This is a genomic window from Streptomyces avidinii (genome assembly GCF_014650695.1).
GTDB lineage: Bacteria > Actinomycetota > Actinomycetes > Streptomycetales > Streptomycetaceae > Streptomyces > Streptomyces avidinii.
The window spans coordinates 96871-117425 of the sequence record NZ_BMVL01000004.1; the positions used below are offsets into that span (position 1 = coordinate 96871).

Here is a 20555-nt window from a genome sequence, read left to right on the forward strand (position 1 = left end):
GTGGCGGCCGTCCTGCTGCGTCCGGGGGCTGCACCTGCTCCCGGTACGCCCTGATCCCCGCCGGCTCCGGCATGCCCTCTGGAAGCGACTGAAGCGAGATGCAGGCGGAAGGTCGGAGCCGAGGTGGCGATGAGCCCCGAACCGAGCGCCTGAGGGCACTCCTGTCTTCGACGTTCTCACCGCCCGCCAGGAACCCGGAGGCCTGCTCCGCATCCGGCAGCAGGACATCGCCGAACGCCTCGGACTCACCCAGTCCGTCGTTTCTTGGGCGATTGGCACCTACGGGACAAGGGCACCCTCAGCGAGCGGCAGCGCAAGGGCACCGTCCTCATCCGGCCCCGGCGTCCTATCTCTGACCCACGGTGCAAAGTAGCCGTCGGCCCTCTGTCCGTCCCCGTTGCTTTGTGCCCTGCCTCTCCGTTAGGCCGAACGAGTAGTCGACGGAGGGGCGGGAGCGTTCACGCGCCGGGAGTGGTCACCCGAAGACGTGGTGGCGTGCTGGACGCCGGTAGGACCTGACTGGGAGCTGGTTGAGAACAAGTCGGGCCCGACCCGGCTCGGGTTCGTGCTGATGCTGAAGTTCTTCGAGCTGGAGGGCCGGTTCCCTCAGTTCGTGGAGGAGTTCCCGCAGGCCTCGTCGACTATGTGGCCGACGTGGTCAAGGTGCCGGCGGAGGACTTGGGCCCTTGGGGAGGATCGGGCCGGCCAGTAGCAACTCCGCGTAGAAGGCACGTCGCACTCGTAGACCGACCTTGATCCAGCCGGTTGGGTTACGGAAGACGATGTCGGGCTTCGGCGCCGTTCAAGGACGGCTTCCCCGCCGGGCGGGAGCCAGCAGCCAGCGTGGTGAACGCCCCGGGCGTCGGGAGCCAGGCCGCCTCGGCACACGATCCAGCGGTCCCCGAGGGCGGCCAAATCGGCTCAGCCAGCAGGATCGTCACCAGCCGCAAGCGGCGTCTCACCCACTCAGTCGAGTGCGTAGGCAGTGCGGAGTCGGCAGCTACCTCGGCAAGCGCAAGGCGACCGCCTTCAGCTGGGGCCGGCACTTGTAGGTCGGGCATAGCCGACGGGCAGCCGTTCATCAATCCGGTGGTTGATGAACGGAGGCATCCCCTGCTGCCCGTCGCCAGTGGGCAAGGCGGTTCCGGGCGTAGAGGGTGTCGGGGTGGTCGGGCCCCAGTACCCGCTTGCGGTCCGCCAGCAGCTGCTCGAAGGCGGCTGCCGCGCCGGCCACATCCCCCGCGTCCCCCCGGAGGTTGGCGAGGCTGTGCCGGGTGGCGAGGGTGCCGGGGTGGTCGGGCCCCAGTACCCGCTTGCGGTCCGCCAGCAGCTGCTCGAAGGCGGCTGCCGCGCCGGCCACATCCCCCGCCTGCCCTCGGAAGCCAGCGAGTCTGTGCCGGGCGATGAGCGTGTTGAGGTGGTCGGGCCCCAGTACCCGCTCGATGTCAGCCAGCAGATCCTCCAGAGCGGCTGCCGCGCCGGCCACATCCCCCGCGTCCCCCCGGAAGCTGGCGAGGCTGTGCCGGGCGTAGAGGGTGTCGGGGTGGTCGGGCCCCAGTACCCGCTTGCGGTCCGCCAGCAGCTGCTCGAAGGCGGCTGCCGCGCCGGCCACATCCCCCGCCTGCCCCCGGAAGCCAGCGAGGTCGTGCCGGGCGATGAGCGTGTTGAGGTGGTCGGGCCCCAGTACCCGCTCCATGTCCGCCAGCACATCCTCCAGAGCGGCTGCCGCGCCGGCCACATCCCCCGCGTCCCCCCGGAAGCCAGCGAGCTCGTGCCGGGCGATGAGGGTGCCGGGGTGGTCGGGCCCCTGTATCCGGTCCATGTCCGCCAGCACATCCTCCAGAGCGGCTGCCGCGCCGGCCACATCCCCCGCGTCCCCCCGCCAGTAGGCGAGGTGGTGCCGGGCGGTCAGGGTGTTGAGGTGGTCGTGCCCCAGATGGTGCTGGGTGTCGGTGGCCAGCTGCTGGAAGTAGTGGACGGCAGCCGTGGTCTGGCCAGCCTCGCCGAGACTCCGACCGGTGCGGGCGAGGACGAGGTGGGCATCGGGCTGATACAGGGCGTCTTCGGCGTGGAGGGTCAGCACTTCGGTGTTGGCGCGCAGGGCCTGGGCGAGGGAGGTGTCGCGTTCGACCTCGGGCCAGGCGGCCATCAGGGCGTCGGCGGCGGTACGGGCGAGTCGGCCGTGCTGATCGGCGGGGAGGGGGTCGCGGACGGCGCGTTGGAGGAGCTGGTGGACGCGGACAGTGTGGTGTGGGCTGCTGGGGTTGTGGTCGATCAGGCTCAGGCGGTTCAGCGCACGCAGCGCCTGTGTGGCTTCTGCATCCGTGATCTCGTCTGGATGGGTCTGTCCTGGGGCGGCGTTGTGGTGTTGGGCGAGGTGGTTGAGAGCTGGTGGGCTGGCCAGGACGGCGGCGGGGATGCCGTTGGGGTCGAGCATTGCGGCGAGCTGCAGCATGGGGCGGGCCAGTCCCGCTGGGGGAAGTTGGTCAGCGCATTCAATGGACAGGGACCAGGTGGCGGCGACGTTGGTTGCCTGGTCGTCGGGGAGTCCGGAACGGTCGGGCAGTACATCGGTGAGGGTCCTTGCTCGGTCGGTCAACCGGTGCCGGTAAGTGGCGCAGTCCAGGCCGACGTCGAGGAGGTACGCGGCGGCCTGGGACAGTGCCAGCGGAAGGTTGCCGACATCGTTGGCGAGGCCGGAAAGCTGGTCGGTGGGCTCGTGGCGGTCGTGGGCGGCCAGAGCAGCGGTGAGGTAGGCGGTTGCCTCGTCGTCGGTGAACAGGCCCACCGGTACGAGCTGGCGGCTGTTTCCGGTGAGAGCGGCGTCGCGGCGGCGGGTGGTGATCAGGGTGCGGCCGTGGGTGCTGTCGGGGGGCCACAGGTTGCGCAGGTCGGCTGGGTCGGCGAGGTCGTCGAGTACCACCAGCCAGCGGCGCACAGTGCTGGGCTTGGGCTCCAGCCAGGCCAGGAAGGTGCGTGCGGCGGTCTCCGGGTTGGTGGGGTCGGCGCCGAGGATCTCGACTGCGGCCTGGGCGTAGCCGGTAACGACTGCGTCGCGGGTGACGGCTGTGACCCATACCAGCAGGTCCAGCTTCCCGGCCTGCCACAGGGTTCGGGCGTGGTGAGCTGCAAGTTGGGACTTGCCCACTCCGCCGAAGCCGGTCAGCACCTGGGTGTGTACGACGGTGTCCACGCCGTACGACGCGTGCTCCAGCAACTGGGCGGTGGCACGGTCCTGGAAACAGTGGGCCTGGCGGGGCAGTACACCAGCCTGCTGCGGCCAGGTCACCGGGGGAAGAGGTGCAGCGTGGAAGGCGACCCGCCCGCCGGGGCCGACATAGCCGACGGCGAGGCTGCGATCCTTGGCGGTGATACTCCCCGGTAGGCCGGCGAAGCCGGGCGTCGGGTCAGGGGTTGCCGGTCCGCTCAGTCTTTGGGCGGATCCGGCCTCGGAGGGGGGCTGATGTACGCACCCCCTTGGATGGCCTGGGCCGCGATTGAGCTGTCCTCGGCATGGATGCTCACGTTGTGGGCTGCCGCCAGTCCGCCTGTCACTCCGCCCTGTGGGGCGTGTTCGCTCAGCAGAGCACGCAACTGGTCAGCGGCTTGGCTGCGGTCTCCCTCGTCCAGGTTTTCCAGCATGGCTTCGATACGGGCCTGCCATGCAGCCTGTTGGCTGATCCGAGCCCGCTCTGCCTCGGCCGGGTCGGTGGCCTGCAGGGCGGTAGCGGTCTGGTCAAGGCGCTCCAGCTCCGCTTGCTCACGCTGGGCATCGCCCCGCCCGAACCAACGCGCAACCGCGCCCCGCAACCCGTTCCACGCATCGGTACCGGCAACCTGCACCACCGCGGTGCCGCCAGCCACAGCCAGCGCTACCAGGGTCTCCAGCATCTTCCGGCCTCCTCACCTGAGTGGCCTCTCTAAACCCATATCGCCGCAGAGAAGGACCGCAGGCAGCGCCTTGTCGGGAACACCCTCATGCTTATTGTCCAAGGCTTTCTAAGCGGGTGCACACCGGTGACTGCCCGATGAGAGTCGGCGCTCCGTTCAGTGACCCGTTCTGCTGTCCGGCCCGGGGCGAGGCCCGGGTGGCGCAGACCGGGTGGGCGCCGTGAGCTGGAAGAGGGGCGACTGAAGCGAGGTGGCGGCTGTGGCGCGTCCTGTGTGGGCCGGGAATCTGTCGTTCGGCCTGGTCAGCCTGCCTGTCGGCCTCTACACGGCTACAGACAGCCATACCATCCCCTTCCATCAGCTCCATCGCGGCACCTCCGACCGGATCCGCAACCGGCGGGTGAACGAACGCACGGGTGACGAGGTCGAGCTGACGGACATCGTCAAGGGCTACGACGCCGGCGACGAGTACGTGCTGGTCGAGCCGAAGGAACTCGACGACATCGCACCGGGCCGCTCCCAGTCGCTGGACATCGCCGGGTTCGTCGACCTGACAGAGGTCGACCCGATCTTCTTCGACAAGACCTACTACCTCGGCCCCCGAGGCAAGGAGTTCGGGAAGGTCTACAGCCTGCTGGAGCAGGCGCTGGCCAAGGCCGGCAAGGCGGGCATCGCCACCTTCGTGATGCGCCAGCACGAGTACCTGGTCGCCCTCAAGGCCGAGAACGGCCTCCTCACGCTGCACACGCTGCATTGGGCGGATGAGATCCGGGACCCGGGGAAGGAGATCGACACCCTGCCCGGGAAGGCGAAGGCTGCGGACAAGGAGCTGAGGATGGCCGAGCAGCTCATCGGCGCCATGAGCATGGACTGGGATCCCGAAGAGTTCCACGACACGTTCCAGGAGAAGGTCGCGGCCCTGATCGAGGCCAAGAAGGCCGGCAAGACCGCGGCGAAGGCCGAACCCGCGGCGCAGCCCACCGGGGTGGTCGACCTCATGGAGGCTCTGCGTGCCAGCGTCGAGCGCGCCGGAAGCCCGAAGACCACGGGCGAGAAGGCCACAGTCTCCGGGAACACCGCAGTTCGGAAGAAGCCGGCGGCGAAGAAGCGGATCCGCTCCGCCCCTAAGGAGGAACTGAGCGGTTTGTCGAAGGCAGACCTCTACAAGAAGGCTGCCGCTGCCAACGTCCCCGGCCGCTCGAACATGACCCGCGACGACTTGGTGAAGGCGCTGTCCCGAACATGACCGAGGCGGGACGTGACGAGCAAGACCCGTCGGCCTTCGCGACCGCCCGCGCACGCCTCGCGGCCGATCGCGCCGACACCCTTGCGCGGGCGGCCGCGCTTGGCCGCGACTTCGACGGGATCGTCGCGGCGAACGCCCTGGTCGCGGTCGACGACGAGCACGACCCCGAGGGAAGGGAGGCGGCACCGCCTTCGAGCGGGCCCACGTGGCCACCCTGCTGGCGCGGGCGCGCGAACACCTGGAAGAACTGGACCGAGCACTCGAACGGCTCGAAGAGGGACTGTACGGACAGTGCGAAGACTGCGGCGGGACGATTCCGCCCGAACGCCTGGAGATCCGTCCCGCCACGACCACCTGCGTCCGCTGCGCCGCCGATCCGCAGCGGCGGGCACTACCCCTCCGACGTCGCAGCCGGAGCCGCCATCGGCCTGGCCGCAGCCGCCCTCGTCCGGGCGGCCCCTCGTCTCCTGGTGCGCCACTTGGGATGCCCACCACCCGCAGGCGGGTGACCGGTTCCATGAGGGGTAAGCGCGCCGTGACAACAGCGTGCACATCAACCAGGGAGGGGTCTGCCATGGCTGCGCGTCTCGAGGTCCGGCACCAGGCATCGACTCCGTCAAGTACCACGCCGGCGCCCCCACCCCACCGGCACCAATTGGGGCCGTTGACCGGCGCGGCACCCCACCGGCGATATGAACGGCGGCCATCGTGCAATAACGGACGAACCAGGCGGAGAAGGTGAAGCCCAGATGACCGACGTTGGACGGCACCCGGACCACAGCAGCACCGAGGAATCGATGGGCGACCTCGTTTCACGGGCGTCGCAGATTTCGAAGCTGGTCCGCGAGGAGATGCAGCCGGCCCGGGCGGAGATGACCCAGAAGCGCCCTGGCCGCCCAGGCCCGGGTCGCCGCCGTCATCGCAGCCCTGGCCCTGCTCCTCCCGGTGTGGGCTTCGGCCCTGATCATCGCCGCCCTGCTCGCGGCCGTCGCAGCCGTGATGGCCGCGGCCGGGAAAAAGCAGATCGCCAAGGCCGGCACCCCCACACCGGAGCAGGCCATCGACAGCGTCAAGGCCGACGTGGCCGAGATCAAGGAGACAGCACACCGATGAGCACCCCTTCCCAGGACGACAAGGACGCCGCGCCCACTCCCGAGGAGCTGCGCGAGCAGGTCGAGCACACCCGCGAGGAGCTCGGCCAGACCGTGGAGGCGCTGGCAGCCAAGGCCGACGTCAAGGCGCAGGCCAAGGAGAAAGCGGCCGAGATCAAGGAACAGGCTGCCGAGAAGGCCAACCTGGTGAGCAACCAGATCCGCGACAAGGCGGCGCACGCCACCCAACTGGTCAAGGACAAGACGCCCGATCCGGTCCTGGACAAGGCTGCCCAAGCCGCGGCGCAGGTCCGCGACGCCGCGGCTCGGGCCGGGCAGCTCGCCGCCGACAAAACCCCGGACCCGGTCCGGGAGACGGCCGAGTCGGCCGCGACCATGGCGAAGGCCAACCGCATTCCCCTGATTGCCGCGGCTGCCGCGTTCGTCGTCTTCCTGATCGTGCGCCGCAGCCGCAGCCGCAGGTGCCAGTGCCGTTGAAAGCATCCAAGAGCGCCTACAAGCCGGTAGGCCTGGTCCTCGGCGCGGCGAGCGGCATGATCGCCGGCGCGACCTTCAAGCAGACGTGGAAGTGATCACGGCGACGATGCCCCTCACGCCACCGACGAGCACCGCGCCTGGCAGGAAGTCCTGATCGCCGCAGCCCTGCAAGGCGCGATCTTCGTCGTCAAGGCCGCCGTCGACCGGTCAGGTGCTGCCGGCACCCGGCGCCTGACCGGCACCTGGCCCGGCTGAACCATCCAAGGGCGGCGCCGGCCTCGCCTTGAGGACCGGCGCCGCCAGGCCCCTGTAGAAACGATGGAGGAAGCCGTGGCCGCACACCACGGGCTGCACGCCCTCACCGCCGCCGCTCTCGCCACCGCCCTGCTGGTCGCCCGCTGGCGAGCCACCCGCGCGGAACGCGACACCCACGGCGCCAGCGCCGCCAAGGCGCCCTGGCGACGCACGGCGTCCCAACCCACCAACACAGACAGCGCCTCCGCGCGTGTGGCAGAGCTGCACACCTCGTTCCTGGACCCAACCCTGCGGGAAGCCGACGCCCACCTCGAGCAGTACTGGAACAAGCTCACCTCGCTGTACCCGCACCGCGACGGCGAACGCCGTCACAGGTAGAAGCCAGGCGTCATCCCGCGGGCCAGTCACCGACTCGCACCGGCCGGCAGCTCCTCATCGGCAACGGACGCCACGCGGGCTGACACCCGAGGCGGGTATCGCACCCTGCTCTGGGCATACGAGAGCCGTGCGCTCTCTCCTGGTGCCTGGGAGTGCAGCCGCGAGCGTGGCCCGGTCCGGGGGGACCAGGTGGTGCGACGGTTGGGGCGGGATCGTAGGCTGCGGCCATGGCCGAGATCCAGACTCTGACGCCCTGCGACGCCTTCGAGCTGCTCATGGCGGGTAACCAACGGTTCGTCTCAGGCGCCTCCGAGCATCCGAATCAGGACGCCGCCCGCCGCGCCGAGACCGCACCGTCCCAGCAGCCCTTCGCCGTGCTGTTCGGCTGCTCCGACTCCCGGCTGGCCGCAGAGATCATCTTCGACCGCGGCCTGGGTGACCTGTTCGTGGTCCGCACCGCGGGGCACGTCGCCGGTGCGGAAGTACTCGGTTCCATAGAGTTCGGCGTGAGCGTCCTCGACGCGCCGCTGGTCGTCGTCCTCGGCCACGACTCGTGCGGCGCCGTCGCCGCGGCCTGCTCCGCTCTGGAGGACGGGCAGACGCCGCGCGGCTTCGTCCGTGACGTAGTCGAGCGGGTGACTCCGAGCGTGCTGGCGGCCCGCGCAGCCGGCCGCGAGACGGCCGACGAGATCCTGGCCGAACACATCGAGCACACCGTGGATCTGCTGCTGGAACGCTCCCGCGTCCTGGCTGAGCGAGTGGCGGATGGCCGCCTTGCCATGGTGGGACTGTCTTACCGACTGGCCGACGGCAGTGCCCAGCTCGTCGCCGCTCGCGGCCTCGATGCGGCGGTTCTCACGGCGTCGTAACCGCTGCGGGGGTGATCAGCGCCCCTTGCCGCGGTCGAAGGAACCCCGCACGTGGATGAGGAAGACCCATCGGGCCCACTTGATCATCCGCGGTCCCCGGGCTGCTCTTCCTTCCCGACCCGGCTGCTTCGGTAACTGGGGTCCGGGCTGCCAGCCTCGACGTGTGGGGCCGTGTCGAGCAGCCAAGGGCGCGTGTGGCGGCGCTTCGCTCATCCTTGGTAGCTCGGTTGCGCCCTTGGTGTCAGAGCACACCCACCGCCATGACCGCCCAGCCCAGCCTGGAGGTCCCTGAGTCAGCGCCGTGGTAGGGCAAGGTGGTCCCGCTCAGCGCGCATGCCAGGCCGAAGCCGGCATAAGCACCGCCCACACCGTGGCCCTGGCCACCCAGCGCGGCCATCGCTGCCACCGGGCGCTCCAGAACGCATTCATCGTCCGTTCATCACTGGTCATGTTCTGAACGTCGCATCGGCCACGGCGGCGTGGCATCGGCCGGCGGAACGACCTCCCTCCCCCAGCCGGGTGAGCTCAGCGGTTCCGGGAGTGGGCAATCCAGGTGAGCAGGTCCGTCCCACCCCCCAGCGTCGGCCTCAGTCGCAGAAGGTGCGCCTACGCGATGCGGACCCGACAGTCGGCGGACTGATCTCACCCTGAGCACAGCAGAGCGCTCTTCGGACGGATGCGGTGGTGCGGCAACAGCTCACGGCATTGATCAGCTAAGAAATCGTGACAGTCCTGAGTCGGGTGGCGCTCAAGTGAACAAAGGGGATGGCTTCCAGGACATCCCCCTGTTGTTCGAGGCTCCTTCTCCTGGCAGCACGGGCAACTGGGCTGAAATCTATGCAGTGGTATGGGATTCTATTGCAATGATTCCTCGTAGGATCCTAGCCTTTGTGATCTTAGCGGTGGCCCTGCTTTCAGCACTCCTGGTCTTGGTGTTCAGGCTCATCGACAACCGCGCACAGGCCTTCAGCGCGGCGTCGGTGCTGATTTCCGGAATTGCCCTGACTGGCGTTGTGGTCTCGCTCACGTTTCAAGCGCAGCAGACAAAGGCTGCCAGAGATGAACGGGACAGGTCTACCCATAGGCAGATGATCTATCTGACGATGGGAGATCGGGCCCTGGCGGAATGTCTGGAACCGCCAAACGCTCCAATGTCATTCGAGCGGTATCGGCAGATCATTTTCGCCAATCTGATCATGGGTAGATGGTATGCCGCGTATCAACTGGGAGAAGTGGATGATTCCATGCTCAGGTATACGCTTGAGCGGCATTTTCGCGGCGAGATAGGAAGAGCGCATTGGGAATATGGCCGCCACGACTGGCTTCGCGGCGCCATAGGAGGGCGGCAGCGAAGAGCTGCGGCGTTCGCCGATATAGTCAAGGAGAGCTACCAAGCCGCTGTCAACGCAGGGCCTGCAGTGCCAGCAGCTGACTACTTCACCGACGCGGGCACCGACCCTGGGACATGACCCAGCTGAAGGTCGGAGCTCTGCCCATCTGCGGCACGGACGAGAAGCTCAAGGGCATCTCACCGACCGGGACATCGTGGTGAAGGGCCTGGGCGCGGGCAAGGGCCCCGGCTCGGTGAAGGCGGGCGACCTCGCCCAGGGCGAGGCCGTGACCATCGGCGCCGACGACGACGCAGAGATCCTGGGCATCATGAGCGAGCACCCCTTCTGTCCGGTGGCTGCGATCCGGCCGACCGCCGGGCGTTCCCAATTCGGCTGCCCGCTTCCCGCAGTCCGCCGGAAGTGGCGGAAGCCCCGGCGGGCCCGCAGGCCCGCCGGGGCGAGGTACCGCTCAGGAGCCGACTCAGCCGTTGACGTTGACGGCCTTCCAGGCTGCCGCCACCTGCTGGTACTCCGCGCTGGTCGATCCGTACAGGTCCGCCGTCGCCTGCAGGGTCGCGGTGCGCGCTCCCGCGTAGTTGGTGGTCGACGTCATGTAGGTCGAGAGCGCCTTGTACCAGATCTTGTAGGCCTTGGTCCGACCGATCCCGGTCACCGTCGAACCGTCGTAGGTGGGCGAGTTGTACGCGACCCCGTTGACCGTCTTCGCGCCGCTGCCCTCGGAGAGCAGGTAGAAGAAGTGGTTGGCCACGCCCGAGGAGTTGTGCACGTCGAGCCGGCCCACGGTCTTGGACCAGTAGTCGGCCGAGGCGCCGTCCTTGCTGGGCTTGTCCATGTAGCGCAGCGGCGTGCCGTTGCCGCGGATGTCGATCTTCTCGCCGATGAGGTAGTCGCCGACGTCGGCCGAGTTGTTGGCGAAGAACTCCACCGAGGTGCCGAAGATGTCGCTGGTGGCCTCGTTGAGGCCGCCCGACTCGCGGCTGTAGTTCAGCTTGGCCGTGGCGGCGGTCAGGCCGTGGCTCATCTCGTGGCCGGCGACGTCCAGGGAGGTGAGCGGCTTCTGGTTGGCGGCGCCGTCGCCGTAGGTCATGCAGAAGCAGGCGTCGGACCAGAAGGCGTTGACGTAGGCGTTGCCGTAGTGGACGCGGGAGTAGGCGGCCTTGCCGTCCCCGGCGATGCCGTTGCGGCCGAGTTCGGACTTGTAGAAGTCCCAGGTCACGGCAGCGCCGTAGTGGGCGTCGGCGGCGGCCGTCTGGCGGTTCGACGGCAGTCCGTCGCCCCACTTGTCGTCGGCATCGGTGAACAGGCTTCCGGTGCCGGTGGTGCCGCCGTTCAGGTCGTAGGTCTTGTGGCCGCCGCGGGTGCTGTCGGTCAGGCTGTAGGACGCCCCGCTCTGCGTGGTGTCCAGCGTGACGGAGCCGGAGTACTGGCTCGTGCCGGTGCCGGTGTCGATGGCCTCGTAGGAGTACAGCTCGGCGCCGGTGGCGGCGTCCGTGATGACGTGGCGCTCACTGGGGGTGCCGTCGTGCTGGGTGCCGGTGACGACGGCCTCGTAGGCGAAGACCGGGTTTCCGCTCGCGGCCCAGACGACCTGGCGGGCACCAGCGGGCGCGGCCTTGAGGGAGGATCGGGCGGCGGGCGGGGCTATTCGGGCCTCGATGCCCTTGGTGGTCCTGCGGCTGCCGTCCTTCTTCTGGTGGACCACCAGATCTCCGCCGAGGATCGGCAGCCCGTAGTAGGTGCGCTCGTAGCGGGTGTGCACCGTGCCGTCGGCGTCCTTGATCACATCGCGGGCCACGAGGCGCTCCTCGGGGGCCAGGCCGATGGCCCGCGCAGTGTCGGCCGCCGTGTTCTGGGCCGCAGTGATCGCCTGCACGCGCGCGTCGGCGGTGAGGGCGAGCGCGGTGGCTCCCGCCTCGCGCTCGGCCGAGGCGTTGGCGGAGCCGCTCTGGACGGAGATGGCGACCATCGCCGCCGAGGCGACGACAGCGGCGGCGCGCAGCACTCGGGTGCGGGGGGCGCGGAATGAGGACGTGGGGAGGGTCACTCGTGCTCCTTCAATTGCCGTGGGGGGCCAGGCGGTTGAGATTGCCAGGAAGGGGCGGTGGATTGGCAGGTATGCAACAAGAATTTGACCAGCTGTTGTCCGGAAAGAGGGGAGCGATGTTCGCTGAGCGACCAAAAATGGAACATTCCGCTTCCCCGGACGCGGTGTGCACCGAGTCCGGGGATGGGGCCAGCGGTTACTGGATGCCGGGGATCTGCCGGGCCTTGAACGCGGCGCGCACGGCGTCCGCGGCGTTCGCGCCGTACATCCGCTGGGCGGTCGAAACCGTCGTCAGGGCCGCGTCCTTGAAGGATGTGTCCGGCGCGAAGCCGAACTGGGCGTTGACGATGATGCGGTCGGCGGTCCGGGCGCCCAGGGCGTTGCGGATGTCGAAGAGGGCGCGGGACCAGATCTCCCCGTCCGCGTGGACCTCGCCCTCCAGGTCGGCGTACACCTTGTTCCCGTCGATGCGGCGCAGGCAGTGTGGGGCGTCGCTGTAGGAGGCCGCGTCCCAGTCGGCTACGCAGGCCAGGTCGGCCCGCCTCGGCCAGCCGTACGCGGCGTCCGCGTGGGCGCCGACCTCGACGGCCAGGTAGTCACCGAAGGCCTCGCCGATCGCGCCGGCCTCGGGAGAGGTGCCGAAGCCGGGGACCTGCGCGTTGTGCACCGCGTGGCCGTACTCGTGGACGATCACCTCCGCGTCCTCGGCGTCGTCGACACCGCCCTTGCCGAAGCGGATCTCGGTCTTCTTGTCCGAGAAGAAGGAATTGTCCGCGCCCCACTGGTTGATGCGGACCGGCTGGGCCCGGTCGTTGGCCCCGGGCAGTTCGGTCCCGAAGCCCAGCCCTTGCAGGTACTCCTGGGCCTCATTGACCCAGAAGTAGGCCATGACCTGCTCGAACTGGTCGTCGGTGCGGTTGTATACGGTCGCGTCCGCGGGATTCGCCGAGGCGCCGGTGTCCGATCTGACGTACACCCACCGGCCCGACAGCCGGCCGCTGGCATCCAGGTTGCGCAGCGCGGCCGTGGTGTAGGCCGAGGCGGGCACGGCGTCGGCGGCATCCTTGGCGTCGGCCAGGGTCTGATCCCCCGAGGACTGGACGGGGTTGACCATGAAGATGCGGGCCTGGGGCAGCGCTGCTGCCGGCGCGGACCCGGACCCGGACGCCGAGGCCGGTCCGGTCAGGGCGACAAGGGTCAGGGCGGCGGCCGTGGCGGTGGCCGCGGCGTTCAGACCGCGGGGTATGCGGCGGGACATGGACATCCTCCTGTGAGGGACGCGTCGTGCTGGAGAAGAGACGCGGAAGGGCGGGGCGCGGCCGCGATCCTCGCGCACGACGTCCCGCCCGCGCCAGGCCCGCGTTCCGGGAAGTTCCGCCGCACACGGCGCCATTCGGGCAGGGCACTCGCCCCTGGGAACGGATCCTGGCCTCGGTCCTGGCCGTCGCGGACGCCGCCGACGACATCGACTGGACCGTCTCCGTCGACTCCACCGTCGTCCGGGCCCACCAGCACGCCGCCGGAGCACTCAAAAAGGGGCGGCAGGACGCCAGGAGCCGGTCGATCACGCACTCGGACGTTCCCGCGGAGGCCTGAGCACCAAGGTCCACCTGGCGGCCGACGGCCGGGCCCGACCCCTGGCGTTCACCGTCACCGCAGGCCAGGCCGGTGACGCACCTGCCTTCGAGACGGTGATGGACCGTATCCGTGTTCCCCGCACCGGTCCGGGCAGGCCCCGGACCAGGCCCAACGCTGTTCTGGCCGACCGCGCCTACTCCTCCCGCGCGATCCGGGCCCATCTGCGACGCCGGGGAATCCGCGCGGTCATCCCGCAGCCGTCGGACCAGATCGGCCACCGCCAACGGCGAGGTCGTCACGGCGGCCGCCGGCCCGGCTTCGACCGCGAGGCCTCAACGGTGTCGCCGTCGGGGCTGAACGCCACGGAAGTCACCACGTCGGGTCCGACCAGTCTGTAACGGGTCTTTCGAGTGCGATGTCCCACAGCCGGGCTGTGTTGTCAGTGCTGCCGGAGGCGAGGTTTGTTCAGGCGAGCCGGACGTCGAGCACGGTCCGGGCACGCCGAGCACGGTCCGGTCGGGCCGCCCGGTCAGTGCGCGCGGGCCCGCGCGTCGAGATCGTCCCCGGCATCCGGTTCACGGTGGCGCACCGGGCCGGCGGGCCCGTAGGTACGGGGTCAGGTGATGACCCGGACGGAATCCGGCTTCGGGAAGGGCATCCTCAGCCAGCCCGCGGGCCAGCCTCCGTCGTAGGGGTCCCCGGGTTCGGTCACAAGCAGCCGGGGGACGCGCCACAGCCACCACTGCTCCTCGTCGCCGCGGCCCGGCCACTCGATCGTCGCCGCGCGGAACCGCTCGTCGAGCTCGTGGAGCCTCGGCTGCCGGGCCGACCGGACGCGCGGGGGCAGCAGGGGCCAGACGCGGGCCAGAGCGGTCCGGCACCAGATGTCGCTGTCGAACTCCGCGAGGCACCAGGCGTACCCCTCCTCCACGCCCGCCACCTCGTGGCCCCATCCGTCGAGCAGTGCGGAGAACGTGCAGGGCTGGCCGCCCGCCCGGCGGTCGGCACCGGCCGCGACCATGGCCGCGTGCACGGCCTCCTGCTCCTGCTCCTGCGTGGTCACGAGCACCCCGTCCGTGCGTCCGAGGGCGGCGAGGGCAGGATCCGGACCCCACGTCCACCCGGAGAGCGGGCCGGGCGCTCCTGCGCAGAGCTTTCCCGCCGCCGCCCCGATCATCCGCAGGTCGAGTCCCCCGGGTCAACGGATTTCGCCGTCGACCGCGGACTCCCTTCGCCGCAGCAGCCGGAAGGGCCCGGTTTCCTGACGTTCGGACAGCTCACCGATGCCCGCTCCGTCCCGCTCCGTCCGGTTAGGTCGGTCCGGCTCGAAGTCGACGTCCTCGTACCGCCGATGGCCGCGTCGGCCCCGGCGGACCTGCGGTCGGACCCCGACTGGCCGGTAATGATGTCGAGTACATCGCAGTTCGATTCCGATCCGATCTCTGGCCTGCGATGATTCGCCGCAAGTAGCACGCTTCGGCCAACGGGGACAGCTATCCGATTCTTCGCCATGTCTGGTTATGATCGGCACCCTCCCGCCGTCCCCCGCTCGCGAGGACCGATGTCTCCCACAGAACCCGAAGGCATACGACGGCAGTCGACGCCCCGTCGGTGGCGCACCGTGCGCCTGCGCACCCTGCTCATCTGGCTGGCCGTGGTCCCCACCGTCGCGATGGGCACCCAAGTGACGCTGACCGCACAACGATTGCTGGACCAGTCGGAGCAGCTGCGGTCCGACGTGGTGGCCGCCGAGCGGATCGGCGCCCCGCTCTACACGCTGATGGTCGACATGCAGGCCGAGCGGACGGCGACCGCCTCCCGTTGGATGGAGACCGGCGGGTCCGAGGGCGAACTCCGCGCCCGGCGCGAGGCCACGGACCTGGCCGCGGCCGAGTTCCGCCGCCTGGCGGTCGATCCGTCGAGGTCCTTCGGAGAAGTGACCCGGCAACTCGACAAGCTCGCCGACCACCGTCAGCGGGCGGACACCCGCAGCGGCACCGCCGACAGCACGCTGGCCTACTACTCCGAGGTGATCGGCAAGGTCATCCAGGTGTACCAGCAGGAGTTCAGCCACGCCGAGGACGCCGAACTCGCCCAGGCGAGCCGGCCCGTGGTGTCGATGCTCCAGGCCACCGAGATGGTGGCGCGCGAGGACACCGTCCTGGCCCTGGCCGGACCGTCCGGGGAACTGACCTTCGCCGGCTACGACCAGTTCGTCAGCGCCCTGGGCGCCCAGCGGTACCTGCACGAGGCGTTGATCGTGCCGCACCTCACGGCGAGGGACCAGCGGTTCTACGAGCGCGTCGTCGGCTCCGCGGACTGGCAGACCAAGACGCGCATCGAGAGCGCGGTCCTCTCCGGGCACAAGGACATCGCCTCGGGCATCAGGCTGCCCGCCGATATCGCCGGCTGGCCCTCCGCGCACGCCAACTTCTCGGTGCAGATGACCACGCTCAACATCGACCTGGCCCGCTCGGTCCTCGCCCGCGGCGACGCCAAGGCCGCCGAGCTGCAGACCGAGGTCGCCTGGCTGATCGCGGGCAGCGCCGGCGGGCTGCTGGCCGTCGTCGTCGTGGTCGTCCTCACCACCCGGTCGGTCCTCCGCCGCCTCCACGACCTGCACGAACGCACGGTGACCGTCGCGGAGGAGACCCTGCCCGACGTCGTCTCCCGGCTCCAGCGCGGACAGACCGTGGACCCCGGGGTCCTGCCGGCCGTGAGCGGGGACCGCGACGAGGTCGGACGCATCAGCGACGCGTTCGCCCGGGCCGTCGCCGTGTCCGTCGACGGACACCGCCAGCTCGCCGCCGAGCGCCACGGATTCGGCCTGTTCGCCTCCGGCATCGCCTCGCGGACCGGCAACCTGGTCAGCCGCCAGCTGAGCCTCACCGAGGACCTCCAGGACACCTTCGGCCACGACGAGGCGCTGCTCGCGGAGCTGATGCGGGCCGACCAGCTGACGGTCGGCATGCGGCGCCAGATCGAGAACCTCCTCATCCTCGCGGGCGGCGAGGTCCCCGACCCGCACACCGAGCCCATGCGCGTGGCCGACCTGCTGCGCGAAGCGGCCGCGGAGGTCGAGGACTTCCGGCGCATCGAGCGGCAGGCCCTGGACGAGATCAGTGTGGAACCGAGCGCGATCAGCCGGATCAGCCACCTGCTCGCGGAGCTGCTGGACAACGCCACCCGGTTCTCCCCGCCGCGGGCCAAGGTGGTCATCCGCGCCGAGGTGGTGGCGGACGGGCTGTCCGTCGAGATCGAGGACCGCGGGCCGCGCGTGAGCCCGGAGCGCTACGAGGAGATGAACGGGCGCCTGCACGCGGCCCCGCCGTACTCCGTCCTGGCGCAGAACGCCCACCGGCTCGGGCTCTTCGTCGTCGGGCACCTCGCCGAGCAGCTCCGGGCCACGGTCACCCTGCGCCGTTCTGTCTACGGGGGCACCTCGGCGGTGGTGATCCTGCCCGGGGAGCTGCTGGTGGCCGCCGACGAGCGGGACCCGCGCGCCCCCGAGCCCGAGCCGCAGCGGGCTCTGGAGGCCCCGGCCCCGGTTCCCGAGCTGCTCCCGGCGCCCGCCCCGGCTCCGGCGGCCACTGCGGCCGCTTCCGTGCCGGGACCGGCCCAGGCGGGCGGGCCCGAGCCCGCACCCGAGCCGGTCGCGCACACGAGTGCCGGGCTGCCGAGCCGCCGTACCAAGGCACCCGCGGCCGTGCCCGCGGCCGCGCCCGCCCCCGAGCTGGTACCCGTACCCGCACGCGCGGGCCGCCCGGCCCTCCCGGAGCGCGTCCCGCAGACCCACATCGCCGAACAGCTGCGCGAGCCCCGCGCGCAGGAGACCGTGGTCCGGCCCGACACCGCGACACCCGAAGAGGTGGCCGATGCCTGGGCGGACTACGAACAGGGGACCCAGACAGTGGAAGAAGAGCTCCGACGGGATCAGCCATGACCACCTCACCGAACACTGCGGCAGCCAACGACGCGATCTACAGCGTCCTCGACAACAACCTGAGCAGGATCGCCGGCGTCCAGGGAGCCGTGCTCCTGTCCAACGACGGCATCAAGCTCAGCGCCTACCTGCTGGACGAGCCCCAGGCCGAGCGCATGGCGGCCGCGGCCTCCGGCATCGCGTCCACGATGAAGGCGATATCCCGGGACGTCGACGGCGGCCGCGTCATCCGCCAGCTCGTCGAGATGGACGACCGGTACCTGTGCATCGTCGGATGCGGCGAGGGCAGCACGCTCATCGTGGTGACCTCCCGCAAGGCGCGGCTCGGCGAGCTGGGCGGCGAGGCCGTACGGACCGCGCAGGCGCTCGGCGAGTGGCTGGGCACCCCCGAGCGCGGCCAGCCGTCCGCGTAATGCCGCAGGACGAGCCACAGCCACAGCCCGGCCGCCGCCGGACGCGGCTGTACGCCCTGACCGACGGGCGTACGGCCGCAGCGCACACCGTCCTCACCATGGACACCACGATCACGGCGGCGACCGGCGCGGACGTGGACGGCGGCCTGCCCACCGAGTGGCAGGAGATCCTCGCCATGTGCGCGCCGCCGGGCGGGCGGGCGGTCGCGGAGATAGCGGCGCGGATGAACATCCGCCTCACCCCGATGACGCTGCTCCTCGGTGAACTCGCCGACCGCGGGCTGATCCACCACCGGCCGCCCCTGGCGGTCGCCGAGACCACCGACGTGCACCTGCTCATGAGAATCAGGGACAGCCTTGCCCGGATATGACACGACCGCGACCGCCCACCGGGAACCGGCCCCGGTCAAGATCCTCGTCGCCGGCGGGTTCGGGGTCGGGAAGACGACGCTGGTGGAGACGATCTCCGAGATCGAGCCGCTGCGCACGGAGGAACGGCTGACCGCCGCCGGTGTCGGCGTCGACGACCTCGACGGCATCGAGTCCAAGACGGTGACCACCGTGGCGATGGACTTCGGCCGGCTCACCCTCACCGACGCCGGAGTCGTCCTCTACCTGTTCGGCACGCCCGGCCAGGAACGCTTCTGGTTCATGTGGGACGACCTGCTGAACGGGGCGCTCGGGGCGATCGTGCTGGTCGACACCGGCCGCCTCGACCGCAGCTTCCCGGCCGTGGACTTCTTCGAGAGCCGCGGACTGCCCTTCGTGGTCGGCGCGAACTGCTTCCACGGCGAACAGCCCTACACCGCGGAGGAGATCGCGGCCGCGCTGCACCTGCGCGATCCGAACACGCCCGTCCTCATGCTCGACGCCCGCTCCCGTACGGACGTCCGCGCGTCCCTCATCGCGCTGCTCGACCTGCTCATCACCAAGGCGCAGGCCCCGGCGGCCGTCAGCGGCTGAGTCCGGACCGGGCCGCGGTCACCGACGCCAGGTGGTCGGCCAGGTTCCGGTGCGGGCTCCAGCCCTGCGCCCGGGCCCGGGTCAGGTCCAGCACCACCGGGTGCGCCAGCTGGTCCACCGCGTAGCGGCTGAGGGCCGGTTCGGTGCCGGCCGCCGTCGCCACGGCCTCCGCGATCCGCGCCGCCGCGGCGGCCACCGGCAGCGGGAGGTGCCGGATCCGGGCCCGGACGCGGTGCGCGCGCAGCACCGCGCGCACCGCGGCGTCGCGGCCGTACGGTTCCCCGTCGGCGATGTTGTACGCACCCGGCGCCCAGGAGGCCGCGGCCAGGCAGGCCCGCGTCAGGTTCTCCACCGCGGTGAGGCTGAGCCGTACGTCCGGGCCGGGCAGCAGCAGCGTGCCCGCCCGGACCCGGGACAGCAGCCGGGGCAGCAGCGTGGTGTCGCCCGGCCCGTAGACGGCCCGCGGCCGCAGCACCACCGCCCCGGCGGCCAGGGCCAGGGCCTCGCCCTGTGCCTTGGTCCGCCCGTAGGCGTTCAACTGCCCGGCGCGCGGGTGCTCCTCGCCGACCAGGCCGCGGTCGCGCCGCGGGTCGTACACGCTGGCGCTGCTCACCCACACCACGGGCCGCCCGCCGGCCGCCCTCAGCAGCCGCTCCGTACCCTCCACGTTGACCGCGCGCATCAGCGCCGCGGCCCGCGAGCCGGGCGCGGGATCCCCGACGGCCGCCGCGCAGTGCACCACCAGGTCCGCGCCCGTCAGGTCCGGCAGCTCCCGGGCGGCGTCCCAGAACCGGTGCGTGCCCACCGGGCCGGGCCCGCGGCCCAGGCACACCACCTCGGCCCCGGCCGCCGCGGCGGCGCGTGCGACGTGCCCGCCGCAGAAGCCACTGGCGCCCGTGACCGCGATCATGCCGCGGCCCCGGCGGCCCCGGCCCGTACGGTCAGTGCGCGCCAGCCGGGCAGGGCCGCGCCCCGGTCCACCCGGGCCCGCGCGACCACCGGCCGGTACGGAGCCAGCGCGCCCAGGACGTCGGCCAGTTGGGCCCGGGCCAGCCGGGCCCCGGGGCACGCGTGCGGTCCGGCGCCGAACACCAGCCGGGCCACGGCCGGGCCGGCGGGCCGTCGGGGGTCCGGGTCGCGCCGGTGCGCGGCGGCCGCGTGCCGGGCGACCAGCAGCAGCCGGTCACCGCCCCGCACCGGGCAGCCGCCGACGGCTCCGTCCGCCGCGGCCACCCGGGGCAGCAGCGGGGAGGCCGCGGTGACCCGCAGCAGCTCGTCGGCCAGCACGGGCCGCAGGGCCGCGTCCGCCGCCTGGTCCCACAGCCCCGCGTCGGCGCACCAGGCAACCGCCCGCGGCAGCGCGGCAACGGTGGTGTTGACGGCGGCCACCGCCACCATCGCCGACAGGGCCTCATCGGCAGGGCCCAGGAGCAGGCGGAGCCGGTCGGTGGCACGGGCCGCGGCGGCCTCGGCCCGCGGGCGGCGCGGACCCGGCAGGTGGCTGCGTACGGAGGCGGCAGCGGCCTCGGCGGCCGCTCCGGCGACCGCTCGCGGATCGGCGCCGGGCCCCAGCAGGGCGCACACCACCGCCCCGGAGAGCTCCCGCGCGAGGTCGACGAGGTCCACCTCCCCGCCCCGCGCCAGCGGCGCGAGCCGGCGTACGAGCAAGGGCTGCCAGAGCGCCCGGAGTTCCTCGACCCCGGCCGCGCCCAGCGTGCCCGCGAGGCCCCGCCGGTCCGCCCGGTGCCCGCCGCCCTCCTGGTCGAACAGCACACCCTCGCCGTCGCGCAGGGCCGCGCGCGCGGCGGCGCCCGTCGTACCGGCCGCCGTCCGGTCGAGCGGCAGCCGGGTCAGGGCCTCCCGGTAGGCGTCCGGCCCGTGCACCAGCAGGGTCCGGCCGAGCCGTCGCACCGCCCGCCCGCGGGTGGCGGCGAGCAGCCCGAACAGCAGGGGGTGGCTGCGCAGGTAGACCCGGCGGTCCCGGAGGCGGGCCCGGGCGTGGGACGTGGAGCTCATCGGGGGTGTCCCTCCGTG

Annotated in this window: 16 protein-coding genes and 5 pseudogenes; 14 read left to right on the top strand and 7 right to left on the bottom strand. The window is 71.2% G+C overall.

Annotated elements, in window-relative coordinates:
• Positions 1-1081 precede the first annotated feature (1081 nt).
• Positions 1082-3289, bottom strand: coding sequence for an FxSxx-COOH system tetratricopeptide repeat protein (gene fxsT / locus IE257_RS11550; RefSeq protein ID WP_189967520.1), 2208 nt, complete (start codon positions 3287-3289; stop codon positions 1082-1084).
• Positions 3290-3426: 137 nt separating this feature from the next.
• On the bottom strand, positions 3427-3891 hold the full coding sequence (locus IE257_RS11555; RefSeq protein WP_189967522.1) for a hypothetical protein: 465 nt from the start codon (positions 3889-3891) through the stop codon (positions 3427-3429).
• A 259-nt stretch (positions 3892-4150) separates the two neighbouring features.
• Here IE257_RS11555 and ku point away from each other — a divergent pair, with 259 nt between their 5' ends.
• From ku to IE257_RS38110, 9 genes and pseudogenes are all read left to right on the top strand, one after another.
• Positions 4151-5137 carry a non-homologous end joining protein Ku gene (ku, locus tag IE257_RS11560; RefSeq protein WP_189967524.1) on the top strand — a complete coding sequence of 329 codons (987 nt, stop codon included), beginning with the start codon at positions 4151-4153 and terminating at the stop codon, positions 5135-5137.
• Positions 5134-5522, top strand: a pseudogene (locus IE257_RS38105) (TraR/DksA family transcriptional regulator); the annotation flags it as partial. The gene ku and the pseudogene IE257_RS38105, both read left to right, overlap by 4 nt.
• A gap of 364 nt (positions 5523-5886) precedes the next feature.
• A pseudogene (locus tag IE257_RS11570) lies at positions 5887-6250 on the top strand (phage holin family protein).
• Positions 6247-6726 (top strand): DUF3618 domain-containing protein, encoded by a 480-nt coding sequence (locus IE257_RS11575; RefSeq protein ID WP_189967526.1) that lies wholly within the window; start codon positions 6247-6249, stop codon positions 6724-6726. Before IE257_RS11570 ends, IE257_RS11575 begins: the two are co-directional and overlap by 4 nt.
• Positions 6723-6981 (top strand): annotated as a pseudogene (locus IE257_RS11580) (DUF4235 domain-containing protein). The gene IE257_RS11575 and the pseudogene IE257_RS11580 overlap by 4 nt, the downstream one beginning before the upstream one ends.
• A gap of 75 nt (positions 6982-7056) precedes the next feature.
• Complete coding sequence (locus IE257_RS11585) at positions 7057-7359, top strand: hypothetical protein (RefSeq protein ID WP_189967528.1); 303 nt, start codon at positions 7057-7059, stop codon at positions 7357-7359.
• Between the two features lie 227 nt (positions 7360-7586).
• A complete protein-coding gene (locus IE257_RS11590) occupies positions 7587-8228 on the top strand; it encodes a carbonic anhydrase (protein ID WP_189967530.1) in 642 nt (213 codons plus the stop codon).
• A 752-nt stretch (positions 8229-8980) separates the two neighbouring features.
• A complete protein-coding gene (locus tag IE257_RS11595) occupies positions 8981-9697 on the top strand; it encodes a DUF6082 family protein (RefSeq protein ID WP_189967532.1) in 717 nt (238 codons plus the stop codon).
• Positions 9694-9899 (top strand): annotated as a pseudogene (locus tag IE257_RS38110) (CBS domain-containing protein); the annotation flags it as partial. The gene IE257_RS11595 and the pseudogene IE257_RS38110, both read left to right, overlap by 4 nt.
• Before the next feature lie 141 nt (positions 9900-10040).
• On the opposite strand, the gene IE257_RS11600 reads toward IE257_RS38110, so the two are convergent.
• Both IE257_RS11600 and IE257_RS11605 read right to left on the bottom strand, forming a co-directional pair.
• Positions 10041-11546 (bottom strand): M4 family metallopeptidase, encoded by a 1506-nt coding sequence (locus IE257_RS11600; RefSeq protein WP_189968289.1) that lies wholly within the window; start codon positions 11544-11546, stop codon positions 10041-10043.
• A 274-nt stretch (positions 11547-11820) separates the two neighbouring features.
• Positions 11821-12882, bottom strand: a complete 1062-nt coding sequence (locus tag IE257_RS11605) for a M4 family metallopeptidase (protein ID WP_189967534.1) — start codon at positions 12880-12882, stop codon at positions 11821-11823.
• 155 nt (positions 12883-13037) lie between these two features.
• On the opposite strand from IE257_RS11605, the pseudogene IE257_RS11610 reads away from it, so the two are divergent.
• Positions 13038-13534: pseudogene (locus IE257_RS11610) on the top strand (IS5 family transposase); the annotation flags it as partial.
• A 284-nt stretch (positions 13535-13818) separates the two neighbouring features.
• On the opposite strand, the gene IE257_RS11615 reads toward IE257_RS11610, so the two are convergent.
• Positions 13819-14265: a hypothetical protein gene (locus IE257_RS11615; protein ID WP_189967536.1), complete on the bottom strand. Its 447-nt coding sequence runs from the start codon at positions 14263-14265 to the stop codon at positions 13819-13821.
• Positions 14266-14823: 558 nt separating this feature from the next.
• On the opposite strand from IE257_RS11615, the gene IE257_RS11620 reads away from it, so the two are divergent.
• Genes IE257_RS11620 through IE257_RS11635 form a run of 4 tightly spaced genes read left to right on the top strand, consistent with a single transcriptional unit; the run spans position 14824 to position 18521 of the window.
• The gene (locus IE257_RS11620; RefSeq protein ID WP_229920283.1) at positions 14824-17145 is read left to right on the top strand and encodes a sensor histidine kinase; all 2322 of its coding nucleotides are present in this window, start codon (positions 14824-14826) and stop codon (positions 17143-17145) included.
• Positions 17142-17558: a roadblock/LC7 domain-containing protein gene (locus IE257_RS11625; RefSeq protein ID WP_189967541.1), complete on the top strand. Its 417-nt coding sequence runs from the start codon at positions 17142-17144 to the stop codon at positions 17556-17558. Before IE257_RS11620 ends, IE257_RS11625 begins: the two co-directional genes overlap by 4 nt.
• Positions 17558-17929 carry a DUF742 domain-containing protein gene (locus IE257_RS11630; protein WP_189967543.1) on the top strand — a complete coding sequence of 124 codons (372 nt, stop codon included), beginning with the start codon at positions 17558-17560 and terminating at the stop codon, positions 17927-17929. The genes IE257_RS11625 and IE257_RS11630 overlap by 1 nt, the downstream gene beginning before the upstream one ends.
• Positions 17916-18521, top strand: coding sequence for a GTP-binding protein (locus tag IE257_RS11635; RefSeq protein ID WP_189967545.1), 606 nt, complete (start codon positions 17916-17918; stop codon positions 18519-18521). Before IE257_RS11630 ends, IE257_RS11635 begins: the two co-directional genes overlap by 14 nt.
• Here the strand turns inward: IE257_RS11635 and IE257_RS11640 are convergent.
• Together IE257_RS11640 and IE257_RS11645 are read right to left on the bottom strand one after the other, a co-directional pair.
• A complete protein-coding gene (locus tag IE257_RS11640; RefSeq protein ID WP_189967546.1) occupies positions 18511-19431 on the bottom strand; it encodes an NAD-dependent epimerase/dehydratase family protein in 921 nt (306 codons plus the stop codon). The genes IE257_RS11635 and IE257_RS11640 overlap by 11 nt on opposite strands.
• A complete protein-coding gene (locus IE257_RS11645; protein ID WP_189967548.1) occupies positions 19428-20537 on the bottom strand; it encodes a cytochrome P450 in 1110 nt (369 codons plus the stop codon). The genes IE257_RS11640 and IE257_RS11645 overlap by 4 nt, the downstream gene beginning before the upstream one ends.
• Between the last annotated feature and the right edge of the window lie 18 nt (positions 20538-20555).

What these genes read in the sequence shown, in the direction of transcription:
- IE257_RS11605 (WP_189967534.1), bottom strand. Translation starts at nt 12,882, where the DNA reads ATGTCCCGCCGCATACCCCGCGGTCTGAACGCCGCGGCCACCGCCACG.
- IE257_RS11645 (WP_189967548.1), bottom strand. Translation starts at nt 20,537, where the DNA reads ATGAGCTCCACGTCCCACGCCCGGGCCCGCCTCCGGGACCGCCGGGTC.
- IE257_RS11590 (WP_189967530.1), top strand. Translation starts at nt 7,587, where the DNA reads ATGGCCGAGATCCAGACTCTGACGCCCTGCGACGCCTTCGAGCTGCTC.
- IE257_RS11640 (WP_189967546.1), bottom strand. Translation starts at nt 19,431, where the DNA reads ATGATCGCGGTCACGGGCGCCAGTGGCTTCTGCGGCGGGCACGTCGCA.
- IE257_RS11625 (WP_189967541.1), top strand. Translation starts at nt 17,142, where the DNA reads ATGACCACCTCACCGAACACTGCGGCAGCCAACGACGCGATCTACAGC.
- IE257_RS11575 (WP_189967526.1), top strand. Translation starts at nt 6,247, where the DNA reads ATGAGCACCCCTTCCCAGGACGACAAGGACGCCGCGCCCACTCCCGAG.
- IE257_RS11630 (WP_189967543.1), top strand. Translation starts at nt 17,558, where the DNA reads ATGCCGCAGGACGAGCCACAGCCACAGCCCGGCCGCCGCCGGACGCGG.
- IE257_RS11555 (WP_189967522.1), bottom strand. Translation starts at nt 3,891, where the DNA reads ATGCTGGAGACCCTGGTAGCGCTGGCTGTGGCTGGCGGCACCGCGGTG.
- IE257_RS11600 (WP_189968289.1), bottom strand. Translation starts at nt 11,546, where the DNA reads ATGGTCGCCATCTCCGTCCAGAGCGGCTCCGCCAACGCCTCGGCCGAG.